Origin of the sequence: Porticoccus sp. W117 (assembly GCF_030341905.1) — a bacterium.
Classification (GTDB): Bacteria; Pseudomonadota; Gammaproteobacteria; order Pseudomonadales; family Porticoccaceae; genus SCSIO-12696.
Window position 1 is genome coordinate 1 of sequence record NZ_JATAAF010000013.1, and the last position, 16,657, is coordinate 16,657.

Sequence of the window (16,657 nt, forward strand, 5' to 3'; positions counted from 1 at the left end):
TCAACCTGGTCAACAACGGACAATTTAAAGGCTAACGAATAATCACGCTGAGTGCGCTTAGCTGTTGATTTCATATCACTTTCCAATTTGGTGATTGAAAAGTGTCAACGTTATTCAGGACGGGACACTGCTAAACAAAAAGCCCCGCTTCCATAGAAAGCGGGGCTTTTTGTTTGCAGCCAGCTTTATTGTGCGTTGCTGGCAGCTTCTTCCTGCATTCTTTTCTTGAAGCTCTTGGCGCGCTGGCCGGGGCCGCTTTCCGGATCCATGGAAATGGCGTGTTCGTAGTAGCTCAGAGAATCTTGCTGAGAGCCGCCAGTGGTGTTGGCGTTGATAATGCCTTTAAACAGGGCAGCGGATTGGCGCATGCCCATGGAGTAACTGTCGTCGGCAACAACGCTCTGCATAAAGTTGACGCCGTTTTCGCCTTGATCGGCACCGATAAATGAGTCACCCAGCTGTGCCAGCAACCTTTCCAGATCGTGGCCCTCTTTGAGGTGTTTGTAGTTGTCGAAAACTGCCAGTACTTTTTCCAGTCTTTCTTCTTTGCTGATATCGCGGCCAATGGCTTTCATATCCTTGGCGATTTTCTGACTTGTCAGAATGGCGTTGTACTTGTTGAACAAAGCGTCGTCTTTACCTTTGGACAGTTCGGCAATCTCGATGATCTTGCCTTCGCGGTCGTCAACGATAGCGCTGTCGTTGCTCACCAGTTTGTCCAGCAGGCGGGCGCGCTCTACACCAGAGGCTTTGGCGATTTGTTTTTGCAGTTTTGCGGTGGCCTGTTTGCCGTCGCGCAGGGCTTGCAGGTTGGCGATGTATTTTTCAGCGCCGCCTTCTTCGTAGCCGGTCATCGCATAGCTTTTGGCGTTGCTGTCGGTGAGATAGATGCTGGGAAAGCCTTCGGGCTGAAACACTTCTTGCCATTCTTCGTTGTGTTCCAGCTGTTCTTCACTGATCAATTCTTCGTCGTTGGGGAAGTCCAGTTCCACCAGCACCAGATTTTTCTTGGCGTAGTCCACAAACACGGGCTTGGACAGAACTTCTTCATCCAGCTTGATGCACCAGCCACACCAGTCGGAACCAGTGAAGTAAACAAAAATGTCCTTGCCTTCGGCTTTGGCGGTTTTTTGCGCCTGATCCATGTCAGTGATCCAGGGCTCAGGTTTTGCTGCCAGCGCGCCGCCAGCAACAGTCATTACGGCAATGGAACACAGGGTTTTTGAAATGGCTTTTAACATGGTGCACTCCCGATAAATTTAAGGCAGCGAGTATGGGTGATGATCGTCCATTTGTCCCGTTAAGAATTGTTAATAAGTTTTTACGTTTTAATATATGGTTATTTTTGGAATTTTATTCCTTTATTTTCGGTTTTGTTTCCGTTGTAGATAGCTGATAAAGTTGCCCGGCGAGTGGGTTCCACAAAATTACAATACTGAATTACAACAAGGGTAGGGGGTTCTGATGGCAGCGGCTGCCGGGCAACACGAAAACTGGTCATCCCGTTTTGGGTTTTTAATGGCGTCGGTGGGCTTTGCCGTCGGCTTGGGTAATATCTGGCGCTTCCCCTACATGACCGGTGAGAACGGCGGCGCTGCTTTTGTACTGGTGTATCTGATTTGCGCCTTTGCCATCGGCGTGCCGATTTTGATGGCTGAGGTGATGATTGGCCGCCGAGGCAAATTGTCGCCTCCGGGCTCCATGGCAGCGGTTGCCAAGCAGGAAGGTACAAGCCGGGTGTGGGGTGCGGCTGGTGGTATGAATTTGTTAACCGCGCTGACCATTCAGGTGTTTTACTGTGTGATTGCCGGTTGGGTATTGAGCTACTTCTGGAAGGCTCTCAATACTGGCTTTGTGGGTATAGACGCCTCGGTTGCGGAGTCAACCTTTACGGCAACGGTGCAGGATGTGCCCGGTATGCTGCTGTGGACAGCTATTGCCCTTGGCGTAACCGGTTTTATTATTTACCGGGGCGTGCAAGACGGCATCGAGAAAGCGGTAAAGATAATGATGCCCACTCTGTTTCTGTTGTTGGTGGCGCTGGTTATTTACCATATGTTTGCCGGTGGTTTTCCGGAGGCGGTGGACTACCTGTTTAGCGCAGACTTCAGCAAGATTACCGGCGCTGTTTGGCTGGCAGCCATTGGCCAGGCATTCTTCTCTGTGGGCGTGGGTATGGCCGGGATGATGACCTTTGGTGCTTACCTGCCGCAATCCATCTCCATCAGCAAATCTGTATTCATCATTGTTTTAGCCGACACCTTTGTGGCGCTGCTCGCTGGCTTTGCCATATTCCCCGCGGTGTTTGCCAACGGTTTGGATCCGCAAAGCGGCCCCGGTTTGATCTTTAAAACCCTGCCGGTGGCGTTTTCCCAAATGCCCGGTGGTTACGGAGTGAGTATTGTCTTTTTCATGTTGTTGTCAGTGGCAGCCATTACCTCCATGGTTGGTTTGCTGGAGCCATTGATTTCCTGGGCGGAAGAGCGCAAAAACACCAGCCGCCAAAAAAGTGCCATCATCATTACCTTGATTACCGCCGCTATCAGTGTGCTTTCTATTTTGGCGTTTAGTGGCCAAATGACCTGGACGCTCTTTGGTCATACCTTTGGCGATTTAATGGATGTGTTCTCCAGTCGCTTGCTGTTGCCATTGGGCGGTTTGTTTATCGCCATATTTGCCGGTTGGTTTATCAGCCGCAAATCCAGTATGGATGAACTGGATATTCAAAACCCGATTGTTTATCAGGCGTGGCGCTTCTTTATTCGTTTTGTGGCGCCAGTGGCGGTGCTGATTATTTTGTTTAAAGGGATCACAGAATAATCAGCGCTGTTTATTGTGTTTTGCGGTAACAGTGTCAAGAAATGTGAAATGGGCGGCGTTGATACGCTTGCTGTGGCAAACTCCTTGCCGCTATTTTGGAGAGACGTCATGAAAAAGCTGTTAGCCCCTTTATTTGCCGTTGCCCTGTTGTTGCCCGTTGTTGCCAATGCCGAGCCCATCGAGTTTTCGTTTCCGGATCGTGAAGGCGAAGTGCACAATTTGTCCGATCATAAAGGCAGGTACGTGCTGGTGGACTTCTGGGCCTCCTGGTGCGTTCCCTGTCGCAAGCAGACGCCACACTTGAAGAAGTTTGAGCAGGAAAACCACTACGACAATCTGGTTGTGATGGGTATTTCCATGGACGACGATGTTGATGCCTGGGTGGATGCTCTGGATGAAGACCAGCCTCTGGGACTGCAGTTAATCTGTGAAGATAATTTTGATGATGATCTGGCAGTGAAGCTGGATATCTATGGCATCCCCCGTTTTGTGCTGTTTGGCCCCAGCGGCGAAGTGGTAGATGGTGAGCTGCCTCAGCCCAGTGATGACAATTTTAAATCCACCGTTGAAAAGCATGTTGGTGCGGCGCATTAAGCCCGCTTAGGTTGTAACAACAGTCAGTCTTTTGGCTTCTAAATCCGCGAAACTTCGGCTATGGGCAGCTTGATGGTGAAGGTGGCTCCTTTGCCACTGCTGCTTTCTATTTCGATAGAGCCTTTATGCTTATTGGTTACAATTGAGTGGGCAATAGCCAAGCCTTGACCTGTTCCCTGGCCCACTTCTTTGGTGGTGAAGAACGGGTCAAAAATTTTGTGTTGAATACTCTCTGAAATCCCCGGCCCTGTATCTGCTATACGGATCACTATCTGTTTTTTTTGGTTTCGACCTGTGGTAATGGTAATTCGGCCACCTGCACAACCGGCCTCTTTGAGTTGGCCTGAAATGGCTTGTACCGCGTTAAGAATAATGTTGATCAAGACCTGATTCAGTTCCGCCGGGAATCCGGGCACTTTAGGTAACGTAGTGTCCAGACTGGTTTCAAAATCAATAATATCCTTGCATTCGCTGCGTATTACGATAAGAGTGTTCTCAATGGCATTGTTGATGTCTACAAGTTGTCTGTTGTTGCTGCCTGGATGAGAAAACCCTTTCATGGCAGAGACGATTTCTGCGATGTTTTTCATGCCGTCACAAGATTGTTTCAAGGCTTCCGGTATTTCCTCAGTGAGAAACTCCATATCTGCTTCTTCCAATAGCTGTTTCCCTTCTTCTGCCAGAGAGCCTGAAGTGCGCTGCAATAGTGATTGCATCTGCTGAAACAGTTCCATCACTTCGCCAAATGAGCGTTCCAGAAATTCCAGGTTATTGTGGACGAACTGCACTGGAGTGTTAATTTCGTGGGCGATGCCAGCAGCTAATTGGCCAATGGCCTCCAACTTTTGAGCTTGTAGCAATTGCTGCTGAAGCTGGGCTTTTTCTTCAATATCCCGAAACACGACAACTGCGCCAATCTGCTCTCCTTCTGCGGAAATCACTGGAGCGCCATTTACCTCAATTAACTTCATCGGTGAATCTTCACCATGTTTCTGAATGCACATGCCAACATTGTGGGTAGTCTCCCCAGCCATGGCGCGAGCCAGTGGTAGCTGTTCCGGAGGGAAGGGGGTCGTACGATCGGTTTTGAACATGCCGTAGGTATTGCTCCAACTGTCGGGATCTACAGAAGAAGCGCCCAAGCCATGGATTTTATTCGCTGCTTTGTTGAAATGGGTGAAGTTGCCTTCCATGTCGCATACCACAACGCCGTCGTTAAGACTTTCGATAATGGCCAGCAGGGTGTCCTTATCATTGGGCATGCCTGGATGCTGGTTTGCCATAGTATTGCTCGCTTCTAATGGTTGGAAAAGATAATACCCATAAAAAGTTAAAGGTTATTGGCTGGTATGTCGATAAGGTAAAAATTGTAAAAAGTTGGATACAAATTGAATTGAAGCTGATTTATCCTACGGCAATCGCTAGCGGTTTGCTACATAAAGGAGAGTAGTAATGAAGTGTCTGAACCGTTGCGGCAAAAGGCGTGTATTTATCCCCCTGTTATTCTTTTTTAGCTTGTCATCTCAAAGCGAGCCAATAGTCCCGATAACCTCTCCCAGTGGCCTGAACGAACGTGAGGTGCAGCTCGGTAAGCGCCTGTTTCACAGTACAGAATTGTCTCGCGATAACAGCATTTCCTGCGCTTCTTGCCACAAGGTTGGCGGTGGAGGTGACGATGATTTGCCTTTTGCTGTGGGAGTGGATGGCCAGGTTGGGCCAATCAATTCCCCGACGGTGCTCAATAGTAGCCTTAATGCCTTCCAGTTTTGGGATGGCCGTGCTGCCACCCTTGAAGAGCAGGCAGAGGGGCCCATACACAACCCCCTGGAGATGGGCAGTTCCTGGCAAGAGGTAATTGAAAAGCTGTCCGGTAGCTCAGCTTGGGTGGATGAATTTCGAGAGGTTTATCAAGACGGTATTACGTCGGTCAATATTGCTCGCGCTATTGCCACCTATGAACGTGCGCTGGTAACGCCGAATTCCCCCTTTGACCGCTATTTGCAAGGAAATGAGTCGGCCATTGAAGATCAAGCCAAAGAAGGCTATCGGTTGTTTAAGCGTATGGGCTGTGTGTCTTGCCACCAGGGACAGAATGTAGGGGGCAATATGTTTCAACAGTTTGGCATCATGGGGGATTATTTTCGTGACAGGGGCAGTATTACTGAGGCGGATTACGGCCGCTTTAATGTTACCGGGAAAGAGCGAGACCGCTATACCTTCAAAGTGCCCGGGCTGCGCAATGTGGCACAAACGGCCCCCTACTTTCACGATGGCAGCGCAGAAACCTTGCCCGATGCCATCCGCACGATGGCGCGCTATCAGCTGGGAAGGGGAATAACGGCTGATCAGGTAAGGGCAATTGAAGCATTTTTAAAATCGCTATCCGGGCAAGTCAGGGAGGATTTGTTATGAGTAAACAAGCCATTCTTTCTGTATACGCCAAGGTTTTGATAGGCCTCTTTTTGGTGCTACTGGTGACTTTTTCCTTGTTGAGTATCAATAGGTACAGTGCCAGCTATGAGTACCAGAAGAGTTTGCTGTCAAAGCTACGGTTGTCATCACAACAACTGCATGCCCAGCTTCTGGAGGTACGAGGTGGGTTTGTTGTTGATTATGATGGCATGGTTGAAAAAGTATCTGAAATCAATAATCTGCTGTCCTCGTTTGCCAGCTCTAATTCGTTAAATTCCCAGTTGTCGGAGGAAGAGAAATCTGTTTTTGGCGGTTGGTTGGAGGGGCAGAAAAAGATTGATATCTCCTCTGCTGGCCTTGTTGCTGCGCAGTCCAGCCGTGCACAGGTTGTTGAAGACTTTAAATCTAATTTTTCGGTATTCAGAAATTCCCAGCTCATTGTTTTTCAACTCATAGCAGATCTTCGCCAGATGCACGCGGATAATCGAGTGTTGAATGATGATTTGGATAAGCTGGAGGCGAATGCTTTAAAAGCCATTCACGCAATGATTGATGAAAACGATAGCGCCCTTGATAGCAGTTTGAGCATTATCCGGGAGAGACACAGAAAATCATTTGAGGATATTGACGAATTCTTAGGGTTTATTATTGGCCACTTCAAAGTTATTAATACCAGGGAGTCAATAATAAGTGACATCGTCAGGGATGAAGTGGTGCTCTCAAAGGATTTTGAAGAACAGCTGGATGTTTTTGAGTACAAACTGGATGGCGAGTATCACCAGCACAGCCAGCGTTCATCAATGTATCGCTACGGTTTTGGTGCAGTGGCGCTGATTGTTCTTTTTTATGGCATATTTCAAGCGGTGCGGTCTGGCAGATTGGCGAGTCAGCTGTTGGTGCATAACGAAAACCTGGAAGAAGTGGTTGCCAAACGTACAGAAAATCTGAAGCTGGCTACTGATAATTTGCAGGCTGAACAAAAAGAGCGGGAAAAAGCTCTGATAGAGTTAAAAGAATCGAGAGAGATGCTGGATGCCATCATTAACAATCTTCACGGTTGTGTGTATGAGTACGATATCGTTGATGATTCGGTAAGCTATATGAGCCGAGGCTCTGAAGATATTTGGGGTGTCAGCCCCAGAGAAATGTCTACCAAAGAGGATATCAGGAAATATACCAATCAGGACGATTTGCCATCGGTGTGCAGCGCGTTTGAGCGATCATTGGATGAGCATGCGCCCTTTAATGTTGAATACAGAGTGATGCAAAAATCAGGGAATGAGCTCTGGGTGAGGGAGGTGGGTGTACCTATTGTTGAAAATGGTGCCGTCAAATCGGTTGTTGGTCTGGTGTCAGATATCAATGAATTCAAAAAAGCCGGCGAAGATAAAAAACGCATACAGGAAGAACTGCACCACGCGCAAAAAATGGAATCTGTGGGGCAGCTTGCTGCCGGTGTGGCTCATGAAATCAATACCCCTGCTCAGTTTATTTCCGATAACCTGGTATTCCTTCAAGAATCGGCCGGTGAATTAATTGGCTTGGTGAAAGACATCGAGGCAGAAGTTGAAAAGAGCGGTGGGGAGTCTACAAGACAAGTCATCGGTGAATTACTTGATAGGGCGGATATGGACTACCTTGCTGATGAGGTGCCGCAAGCATTGTCGCAATCAGCGGGTGGTATCGAGCGCATAGCAACCATTGTTCGTGCTATGAAGGACTACTCCCACCCCGGAGAGTCTCTTGAATTTGCAGATATAAATGGGGCTTTGCAAAGTACTATTATCGTCTCCAAATCTGAATGGAAATATTTTGCCAAACTGGAAACAGCCTTCGATGAAGATCTCCCTATGGTTGAGTGTGTGGTGGGAGATATTAATCAGGTGGTGCTGAATATGATCGTCAATGCTGCCCATGCCATCGTCGATAAATTTGATGATCCCGATAATTTGGGTGGCTTGATTACTGTTCGAACAAAAACTCTTGAGGAGCAAGTTTGTATAGAAATCAGTGATAACGGTGCGGGTATGTCGGAGTCGGTGAAAAATCGTATCTTCGATCAATTCTTTACTACCAAGGAAGTAGGCAAAGGTACTGGCCAAGGGTTGAGTATTGCCTACCGACTTATCGTTGAAAACCACGGCGGAAAAATAGATGTGGAGAGTGAGCCTGGGGAGGGGGCAACATTCCGTATTGTATTGCCTGTATCACAATCTCAAAAAAACAAAAATTAGAGTCATATGGAGAAAAATATGAAACGGATTGCCTTTGTCGACGATGATAAAAATGTCTTGGATGGTCTGCGCAGAATGCTGCGTTGTAATCGAAAAGAATGGAAAATGAATTTTTACCTATCCGGCGATGAATTGTTGTCAGAACTGGACGATAACTCGTTCGATATTATTGTCAGTGATATGCGTATGCCCCATATGAATGGTGGGGAATTGCTTTCCAGGGTTAAAGAACTATCGCCATCTACGTTGAGGATTGTGCTTTCCGGGTATGCCAATGAAGAAATGATTTTGGAAAGTTTGCATGCCACTCATCAATTTATCTCCAAACCCGCAGACAGTGACAAGATTACCAAATCAATCAATCGCGCTCTGCATCTTCAGGAATCACTGGAAGAGAGTGGAATAAAAGAATTTGTGGGTTCTATAGACGCCCTCCCCACATTGCCGGCGATCTACGATGAACTGATGCGAGAAACCTGTTCCGATGATTCTTCTCTGGAGCGGGTAGGGGAAATAATTGCTCGGGATGTGGCTCTTTCCGCCAACATATTAAAAATTGTTAACTCAGCATTTTTTGCCTTGGTCAGACATATAGAGTCACCCAGTCAGGCGGCCTCTATATTGGGGATGGACACCCTGAAAAACCTGGCGCTTTCCACCAGTGTGTTCTCCAGCTTTAAATCGGATCAAGGCAGCATTGAAGAAATAGAACGCCTTAACATGGCCACTCAGAGAGTGGGAGTTCTTTGTGGCAAACTTGGCAAGGAAAGTAGCTTGTCTGCCAGAGCTATTGATCATGGACAAATAGCGGGAATGATGTGCAATTTGGGTGAGTTGATTGTCCGCGTCTATCCTTCAGAGATGGCTGCCTGGAGTGGAGGTCAACCCAGTTTGTCACATGTGGGTAGCTATTTGTTGGGCATATGGGCAATGCCATTTCCGGTAGTGGAAGCGGTGCGTTGGCACCGTTGTCCGGCAGACAGCCAAATTGATGAGCTGTCTCCTTTGGCAGTCTTGCACTTCGCCTGGGCCCTGTTAAGTGCGCATGCGGATGGAGAAGAGATTGACCTCGAAAACGACAAACTGGATACGGACTATCTGAATACAGTCATCGGTGCTGAAACGCTGCAGCGATGGCTTCGTGTTACTGAAGAATTTTGCGATCAGGTAGATAGCTGATATGACTGAAAAAGTATTATTTGTTGATGATGAGTCCAGCATTCTCGATGGCTATCGCCGTACCTTGAGAAAGCGCTTTACGGTTGTGACGGCCCTTGGTGGGAAAGAAGCCCTCAGCCTGATGGAGACTGAGGGGCCGACTCCCGTCGTGGTTTCTGATATGAATATGCCAGAAATGAATGGTGTTGAGTTTCTGTGTGAGGTCAAGAACCGCTATCCGGATACGGTGCGCCTGATGCTTACCGGCAACGCCGACCAACAAACTGCCGTATCGGCAATCAACACCAGTGACGTGTATCGTTTTTTAAATAAACCCTGCCCCCCTGACCAAATGGCACAGGTGATTGATGCAGCCCTGGATCACTATAAATTGCTCAAGATGGAGCAGGAACTACTGGAGAACACTGTAAAGGGAAGTATTGATGCGCTGGTGGAAATTCTCTCACTGATCAGCCCGAAGATTTTTGGCCATGCGTCTGTCATCAGTAAATACGTCTCCAGCTGTGCCAGTAAAATGGGCATTGTTTCATCATGGGATCTGGAGGCGGCGGCGCTGCTCGGTCAGGTGGGCAAAGTGACCTTGTCCGACGGAGTTTTGGATCGCTTGCTCAAGGGGGCTCCTTTGAGTGAGGATGAGCAGCAAGTGTACGACCGGTATCCTGAGGTAGGGGCCAAACTGATCAATAATATCCCTCGCATGGAGGGGATCTCCCAGGCAATACGCTATCAAAATAAAAGCTATGACGGCACTGGACTGCCTGATGATGGTGTATCAGGCGATCAGATTCCGTTGGGAGCCCGATTGCTAAAGCCGATTATGGATTTGGTGGCTGGCGAAACTCGGGGGCTTTCCGCGGAAGAAGCACTGTCCAGGCTTAAAACAAATAGCAGTCGCTATGACCCTCAAGTATTGACGGTGCTGGAGCAAGTGATCTCTGTTGCCACGGAGAAAGTAGTTAAGGAAATCAATGTTGCTCAATTGATGGAGGGGATGATTGTCGCCACGGATATTGTCACGTCCTCAGGCACCTTGCTGGTTGGCAAAGGGCAGGCAATATCTTCATCCATGATTACGCGCCTGATCAATTTTTGCAGTAATGGCGCTGCACCTGAAAAGGTCAATGTGCTGGTAAGTAAGTGATGCTTTGGTCGGGACTGTCAGGATAAAGCATATTGGCTCACCCAGTTTACAGCGGCTTCCGGTGTTGAAAACTGCTGCCTCCAGGCAATGGCTTTTTTATCCAGAGAGTAGGCGGCTACAGAAAACACCTTGCGGTTTAATCGGGTAACCTCTCCGGGGCAGACATAGATATACAGTGGGCCGTTTTCGCCCTGTACCACAGTGGCTTTGTTGTGCCAGTTTTTCAGGGTGATATTCGGTGCGATGTGCGAATCCTGAATTCCCAAAATCGGGTCTTGAGGCGGCACAAAATATTCTGTGCTGTGCGCGATTTTGTGGCGACAGAATTTTCGTGTGGCTGTTGCGGCAGACATAAAAAAACCTCCGTAAAGGAGGCTGACGTTGGCTCGAATGATTGCTCAAGGTATTAACGGCAAGTACCTTGAACCTCATCTCCCCGTATTGCGGTAACTTTGGGGGAACCACCTTGCCCAAGCAGGCAGGTTGGCGATGGCGTCAGCCATATCTCTTGATGAAGGTTGAGATTCTAGGGATTGTTGGCGGACAAGTCCAGAAACTTGTCCGCTATTTGGGCTATTTACAGTTTCTCAAACAACAACGTCATGCGGTCGCTTTCGCCGATGGCTATGTATTTTTCGTTATTGCCGTCATTGGCCCAAAGTCTGGGTGGCAGTGCCCATACGCCGCGTGCGTAATCTTTGCTGTCCTTTGGGTTGGCGTTTACTTCACTGGTGTCGATGAGTCGAAAGCCCGCACCTTCAGCCAGTTTGACGACGTCACTGACGGTTACGTAGCCCTGGCCGCTTGCCTTGTCGGCGCGGTGTTCCACCACGCCCAGCAAACCGCCGGGTTTAAGTGCCTTGGCAAACAGAGCGAAGGCTTTTTCACCGCCGCCGGGCTGGCCAGTCCAGCTGTGTACGTTGCGGAAGGTCAGCACTCGGTCAGCGCTGCCGGCAGGTACGTCGAGAACGTCTTCGAAGGGGTTGAATTTAACCAGCTTGGCATTGGCAAAAACTTTCGGATGTTTTTCAAATTTTTGAATGATAGGCAGCTTCTGTTTGGCTCGTGCCAGCGCCATTTTGCGCTGCTCTTCATTCAATTTGGACAGCATTTCTTCTGTGGGCTGGAAAGGCTCAGTCTGGCCTGAGGCGGCGTAAAGTGTGCCGCTTTTGCCCAGATATGGGGCAAGAATTTCGGTGTACCATTGCCAGGATCCCGGTGTTATTTCCACCACGGTTTGTCCCGGTTTGATGCGGAAAAACTCCAGGGTTTGTGCCGGGTGTCGGTATTGGTCGCGGGCTTTGTGCTCGGCGATACGGTGGTTGCCGTCAATGGCTCTCTGCAATGCCTGGTCATCGGCTGCCAGGCTTGTTGCCACTAGTGCGGTGGCGAGTGTCACGATCAATTTCATTTTTCCCTCCAAAATAAAAAAGCACCTGCAGCGTTTATTCGCTGCAGGTGCGTTATTAAATGCCAGGGGGGAGAAACTGTCAGCCACTCGCCGGTTAAATTTTGTAAACCTGCGGAGTTACAGGAGCCCGGCCAGCTTTTCAGCCAATACCGCGTTTACCTGTTGCGGGTTCGCCTGGCCTTTGGATGCTTTCATAATCTGGCCGACAAAATAGCCCATCATCTTCGGTCGCTTGGCTTCGTCCGCCTTAACGTAGTTGTCCACTTGTTGTGGCGAGTTGGCGATGACTTCATCCACCAACGCTTCGATAGCGCCGGAGTCGGAGACTTGTTTTAAACCGTGTTTGTCGATAATGGCGTCTACGTCGGATTCTCCAGTCCATAGATGATCGAAGACTTGGCGTGCCATTTTATTGGATAAGGTACCATCGGAAATTCGCGCCACCAATGCAGACAATTGTTCTGCTGCAATCGGATTGTCGGCAAATTCTTTTTCTTCCGCATTCAGGCGCGCTGCCAATTCGCCCATCATCCAGTTGGCCACCAGTTTTGCATCGCTTTGTTGGGCGGCGCTTTCAAAGTAGCTCGCAGTTGTTGCATCTGCCGACAGCAGGTTGGCGTCGTAGGCGGACAAACCGTAATCGCTTTGGAAGCGGGTGCTGCGAGCGTCCGGTAACTCTGGCAGGGTTTTGCGCAGGGCTTCGATGTAGTCGTCTTCAATCACCACTGGCAGCAGGTCCGGGCAGGGGAAGTACCGGTAATCGTTGGCTTCCTCTTTGCTGCGCATGGAACGGGACACTTTGCTGGCGCCGTCGTACAGGCGGGTTTCCTGCACTACCTGGCCGCCGTCCTCAATCACATCGATCTGCCGTTGCACTTCCCGGGCAATGCACTCTTCCATAAATTTGAATGAGTTGAGGTTTTTGGTTTCGGTACGGGTGCCCAGGGGTTCGCCGGGGCGGCGCACGGAAATATTCACGTCAAAGCGCATGGAACCTTGCGACATATTGCCGTCGCAAATGCCGAGTGAGGTGACAATGCTGTGCAGCTTTTTAGCCATGGCCACTGCTTCAGCGGCGTTGGACATATCCGGTTCCGTAACGACTTCAATCAGCGGTGTGCCGGCACGGTTTAAGTCTATCCCTGACATGCCATGACTTTCCCCTCCAAAGAAAGCCTCGTGGAGCGACTTCCCTGCATCTTCTTCCAGGTGAGCGTGGTGAATCCGCACATCTTTAGTGCTGCCATCATCCAGTGCAATTTCCACACGGCCGGGGCCAACAATGGGTTTTTCCAGCTGCGTAGTTTGATAGCCCTTGGGCAAATCCGGGTAGAAGTAGTTTTTGCGTTCAAATGCGGATTCTTTGCCGATTTCGGCGTCGATGGCCAAACCAAACATCACCGCGTATTTGAACGCCGCTTCGTTGGGTACCGGCAGGGTGCCGGGCATGGCCAGGTCAACTGCGCTGGCCTGGGTGTTTGGCTCGGCGCCAAAGGCGGTACTGCTGCCGGAAAAAATCTTACTTTGAGTGGCCAGTTGCACGTGCACTTCCAGGCCGATAACAGTTTCCCAACTCATGACTGAACCTCCGCCGGCATTTGTTTGTGCCAGTCGGTCACCTGCTGGAAGCGGTGGGCGATATTGAGCATGTGTGCTTCATCAAAATAATTGCCGGTGATTTGCAAGCCAACGGGCAAGCCGCTGCTAAAGCCTGCCGGAATTGACATGCCAGGCAGTCCCGCCAGGTTGGTGGAAATGGTGTAAATATCTTCCAGATACATGGCCACCGGGTCGGCGGTTTTCTCCCCCAGCTTGAAAGCCGGATTGGGGCAGGTTGGCCCCATAATTACGTCAACCTTCTCGAAGGCATCCACAAAGTCCTTCTTGATCAGGCGGCGCACCTGTTGGGCCTTTTTGTAGTAAGCGTCGTAGTAACCGGCGCTCAGGGCGTAGGCACCCACCATAATTCGCTGCTTTACTTCCTGGCCAAAACCTTCGGCGCGGCTGCGGGTGTACAGGTCCATCAAATCTTGCGGGTCTTCGCAGCGGTAGCCGTAGCGCACCCCGTCAAAGCGAGACAGGTTGGCAGAGGCTTCCGCCGGGGCAATCACGTAATAGGCGGGCACCGCCAGGTGGGTGTGGGGCAGGGTGATTTCCACTAACTCAGCGCCCAGCTTTTCATATTCTGCCAAAGCATTGCGTACGGCTTTTTCCGTGTCCGCATCCAGCCCCGCTTCAAAATACTCTTTGGGTACGCCAATTTTCAGGCCATTCAAATCATCGCCAAGGTCGGTGGTGTAATCCGGTACTTCGCGATCAATGGAGGTGGAGTCTTTAGGGTCGTAGCTCGCCAGAGTGTTGAGCATAATCGCCGCGTCTTCGGCGCTGCGGGTAATAACGCCCGCCTGATCCAGGCTGGAAGCAAAGGCCACCATGCCGTAACGGGATGCCCGGCCGTAAGTGGGCTTGATGCCGGTAAGGCCACACAGGGATGCCGGCTGGCGAATGGAGCCGCCAGTATCAGATGCGGTAGTAGCCACCGCCAGTTGCGCGGCCACCGCCGCGGCGGAGCCACCGGAAGAGCCGCCGGGTACGCGCTCGGTGTCCCAGGGGTTTTTCGCCGGGCCGTAAAAGCTGTTTTCGTTGGAGGAGCCCATGGCGAACTCGTCCATATTCAATTTACCCAGCATCACCGCGCCATCGCGCTGGTAGTTCTCCACAATGGTGGCGCTGTAGGGGGGCACAAAGTTGTCGAGCATTTTCGAGCCGCAGGAGGTTTTAATACCCGCGGTGCAAAACAGGTCTTTATGGGCGATGGGAATGCCACACAGCAATGGTGCATCCCCAGCTGCCAGGCGCGTGTCCGCAGCGGCCGCCTGTTGCAGAGCCAACTCAGGGGTCACAGTGATAAAGCTGTTGTATTGGCTGTCCAGCTGTTGAATGCGATCCAGATAGTGTTGGGTCAGTTCGACGCTGGTGAACTCTCCGGCACGCAGCCCGGCGGCCAGTTCAGCTATTGTGTTGGGAAAGGTCTTTGTGTGCATCAATCAATCACTTTGGGAACAAGGTAGAGGCCATCTTCAGTGGCCGGGGCGATGGCCTGGAAGCCGTCGCGGTTGTTTGTTTCGGTAACGCTGTCGGCGCGCAGCCGTTGCACTGCATCCAGAGGGTGTGCCATGGGGGCAATGCTGTCGGTGTCCGCTGCCTGCAGTTGGTCCACCAGATTCAACACCTTGTTGATGCGGTCAGTGGTGTCGTCGATCTCTTCGGTCGAGATGGCCAGACGCGCCAGAGTGGCCACTTTGGCGATGTCTTTTTGTTCAATACTCATAAGCGGGTGATTGCCTGGTTGAGTGTGGGTTTATAGAGGCGGCGTAAGTTATCACAAATCCACTGACAATCGCACGGTTGTTGTTGCCCTCAACCCCCGTGGTTGTTACAGTCGCGGGTTAAATTTACCCTAACTATTCAGCTCACGTGTCAAAGCACACATGGCTGTGTTAAAAATTGATTATTTACACGTGTAAACTCACAATTTTCGCCTTGCCCTGCGCGCTTTGACACGCAATCTGAGCAGTTACGGGGCACGTTGAATAACTACAATTTACACAAGATTTTCTCGGCGACCTTCTTCCTGAACCTCCTTCCTGAAGAGTGCCAACAAGGAATAACAAACTGATGGTTTTTAGACGACTGCGCGGACTTTTTTCCAACGACCTTTCTATTGATTTGGGAACCGCCAATACCCTGATTCATGTCCGCGACAAAGGCATTTTGCTCAACGAGCCCTCGGTGGTGGCCATTCGCCATCATCACGGCCAGAAAATTGTTGAAGCGGTGGGTGTGGAAGCCAAGCGCATGCTGGGCCGTACCCCTGGCAACATTACCGCTATCCGGCCAATGAAAGACGGTGTGATTGCCGACTTCCAGGTGACCGAAAAAATGCTTCAGCACTTTATCAAGAAAGTACATGAGAACAGCCTGATACCCCCCAGCCCGCGAGTGCTGATCTGTGTGCCTTGCCTGGCCACGGAAGTGGAGAAGCGCGCCATTCGCGAATCCGCCGACAGCGCCGGTGCCCGCGAGGTGTACCTGATTGAGGAACCCATGGCGGCGGCCATTGGTGCTGGCCTGCCAGTGGAAGAAGCCTGCGGCTCCATGGTGGTGGATATCGGTGGTGGTACCACCGAGATCGCCATCCTGTCACTGAATGGTGTGGTGTATTCTGATTCCGTGCGTATCGGTGGTGACCGCTTCGACGAGGCTATCACCAACTACGTGCGCCGCAACTACGGCAGTGTGATCGGTGACTCCACTGCCGAGCGCATCAAAATTGAAGTGGGCAGCGCCTACCCCGGCAGCGAAGTGCGTGAGATCGACGTGCGCGGCCGCAATCTGGCGGAAGGTGTGCCCAAGAGCTTTACCCTCAACAGCGACGAAATTCTGGAAGCCTTGCAGGAGCCACTGGCGGGCATCGTCCAGGCGGTGAAGCGGGTGCTGGAACAGTCGCCCCCGGAATTGGCGTCGGACATCGCCGAGCGCGGTATTGTGCTCACCGGCGGTGGTGCACTGTTGCGTGACATCGACCGCTTGTTGACTCATGAAACCGGTTTGCCGGTAATCGTTGCGGAAGATCCGCTCACCTGTGTGGCCCGCGGCGGTGGCCGTGCCATGGAAATTATGGACAAGCGCAACCTGGATATACTGTCGCCCTGATGGCATATCACCGTCATCCCCGCGTAGGCGGGGATCCATTTCTGCGAAATGGTAGATTCCCGCCTACGCGGGAATGACGAAAACTACTAACATCACAGGGGAACCACTATCAAAAACCTGTTTGCACGAGGTCGCTCTCCCTCAAGGCGC

At 50.7% G+C, this 16,657-nt stretch carries 14 protein-coding genes and 1 riboswitch; of the genes, 7 read left to right on the forward strand and 7 right to left on the reverse strand.

From position 1 onward, the window contains the following. Positions 1 to 185: 185 nt before the first annotated feature. Positions 186 to 1,241, reverse strand: coding sequence for a thioredoxin family protein (locus QSV34_RS10170; RefSeq protein WP_289154359.1), 1,056 nt, complete (start codon positions 1,239 to 1,241; stop codon positions 186 to 188). A 223-nt stretch (positions 1,242 to 1,464) separates the two neighbouring features. On the opposite strand from QSV34_RS10170, the gene QSV34_RS10175 reads away from it, so the two are divergent. After that, entirely contained in the window at positions 1,465 to 2,820 is a 1,356-nt protein-coding gene (locus tag QSV34_RS10175) for a sodium-dependent transporter (RefSeq protein WP_289154361.1), read from the forward strand. A 108-nt stretch (positions 2,821 to 2,928) separates the two neighbouring features. After that, positions 2,929 to 3,414 (forward strand): TlpA family protein disulfide reductase, encoded by a 486-nt coding sequence (locus tag QSV34_RS10180; RefSeq protein WP_289154363.1) that lies wholly within the window; start codon positions 2,929 to 2,931, stop codon positions 3,412 to 3,414. Between the two features lie 38 nt (positions 3,415 to 3,452). Here the strand turns inward: QSV34_RS10180 and QSV34_RS10185 are convergent, their stop codons facing one another. Beyond that, positions 3,453 to 4,697 (reverse strand): two-component system sensor histidine kinase NtrB, encoded by a 1,245-nt coding sequence (locus QSV34_RS10185; RefSeq protein WP_289154365.1) that lies wholly within the window; start codon positions 4,695 to 4,697, stop codon positions 3,453 to 3,455. Positions 4,698 to 4,866: 169 nt separating this feature from the next. Between QSV34_RS10185 and QSV34_RS10190 the strand changes: the two genes are divergently transcribed. Genes QSV34_RS10190 through QSV34_RS10205 form a run of 4 tightly spaced genes read left to right on the forward strand, consistent with a single transcriptional unit; the run spans position 4,867 to position 10,380 of the window. Then, on the forward strand, positions 4,867 to 5,826 hold the full coding sequence (locus QSV34_RS10190; RefSeq protein ID WP_289154368.1) for a cytochrome-c peroxidase: 960 nt from the start codon (positions 4,867 to 4,869) through the stop codon (positions 5,824 to 5,826). After that, a complete protein-coding gene (locus QSV34_RS10195) occupies positions 5,823 to 8,060 on the forward strand; it encodes an ATP-binding protein (RefSeq protein ID WP_289154370.1) in 2,238 nt (745 codons plus the stop codon). Before QSV34_RS10190 ends, QSV34_RS10195 begins: the two co-directional genes overlap by 4 nt. Positions 8,061 to 8,078: 18 nt before the next feature. Next, positions 8,079 to 9,239, forward strand: coding sequence for an HDOD domain-containing protein (locus QSV34_RS10200; RefSeq protein WP_289154372.1), 1,161 nt, complete (start codon positions 8,079 to 8,081; stop codon positions 9,237 to 9,239). Between the two features lies 1 nt (position 9,240). Further along, positions 9,241 to 10,380, forward strand: coding sequence for an HD domain-containing phosphohydrolase (locus QSV34_RS10205; protein ID WP_289154374.1), 1,140 nt, complete (start codon positions 9,241 to 9,243; stop codon positions 10,378 to 10,380). Between the two features lie 17 nt (positions 10,381 to 10,397). Here the strand turns inward: QSV34_RS10205 and QSV34_RS10210 are convergent, their stop codons facing one another. The 5 genes from QSV34_RS10210 to gatC form a co-directional block, all read right to left on the reverse strand. Then, entirely contained in the window at positions 10,398 to 10,733 is a 336-nt protein-coding gene (locus QSV34_RS10210; RefSeq protein WP_289154375.1) for a hypothetical protein, read from the reverse strand. 27 nt (positions 10,734 to 10,760) lie between these two features. After that, a riboswitch (SAM-I-IV-variant riboswitch) is annotated at positions 10,761 to 10,900 on the reverse strand. Positions 10,901 to 10,957: 57 nt separating this feature from the next. Beyond that, positions 10,958 to 11,791: a class I SAM-dependent methyltransferase gene (locus QSV34_RS10215; RefSeq protein WP_289154376.1), complete on the reverse strand. Its 834-nt coding sequence runs from the start codon at positions 11,789 to 11,791 to the stop codon at positions 10,958 to 10,960. A gap of 117 nt (positions 11,792 to 11,908) precedes the next feature. Then, positions 11,909 to 13,369, reverse strand: coding sequence for an Asp-tRNA(Asn)/Glu-tRNA(Gln) amidotransferase subunit GatB (gatB, locus tag QSV34_RS10220; RefSeq protein ID WP_289154378.1), 1,461 nt, complete (start codon positions 13,367 to 13,369; stop codon positions 11,909 to 11,911). Next, positions 13,366 to 14,835 (reverse strand): Asp-tRNA(Asn)/Glu-tRNA(Gln) amidotransferase subunit GatA, encoded by a 1,470-nt coding sequence (gene gatA / locus QSV34_RS10225; RefSeq protein WP_289154380.1) that lies wholly within the window; start codon positions 14,833 to 14,835, stop codon positions 13,366 to 13,368. Before gatA ends, gatB begins: the two co-directional genes overlap by 4 nt. Further along, positions 14,835 to 15,122 (reverse strand): Asp-tRNA(Asn)/Glu-tRNA(Gln) amidotransferase subunit GatC, encoded by a 288-nt coding sequence (gene gatC / locus QSV34_RS10230; RefSeq protein ID WP_289154382.1) that lies wholly within the window; start codon positions 15,120 to 15,122, stop codon positions 14,835 to 14,837. Before gatC ends, gatA begins: the two co-directional genes overlap by 1 nt. Before the next feature lie 347 nt (positions 15,123 to 15,469). Between gatC and QSV34_RS10235 the strand changes: the two genes are divergently transcribed. Continuing rightward, the gene (locus QSV34_RS10235; RefSeq protein WP_289154383.1) at positions 15,470 to 16,507 is read left to right on the forward strand and encodes a rod shape-determining protein; all 1,038 of its coding nucleotides are present in this window, start codon (positions 15,470 to 15,472) and stop codon (positions 16,505 to 16,507) included. The last annotated feature ends 150 nt before the right edge of the window (positions 16,508 to 16,657 follow it).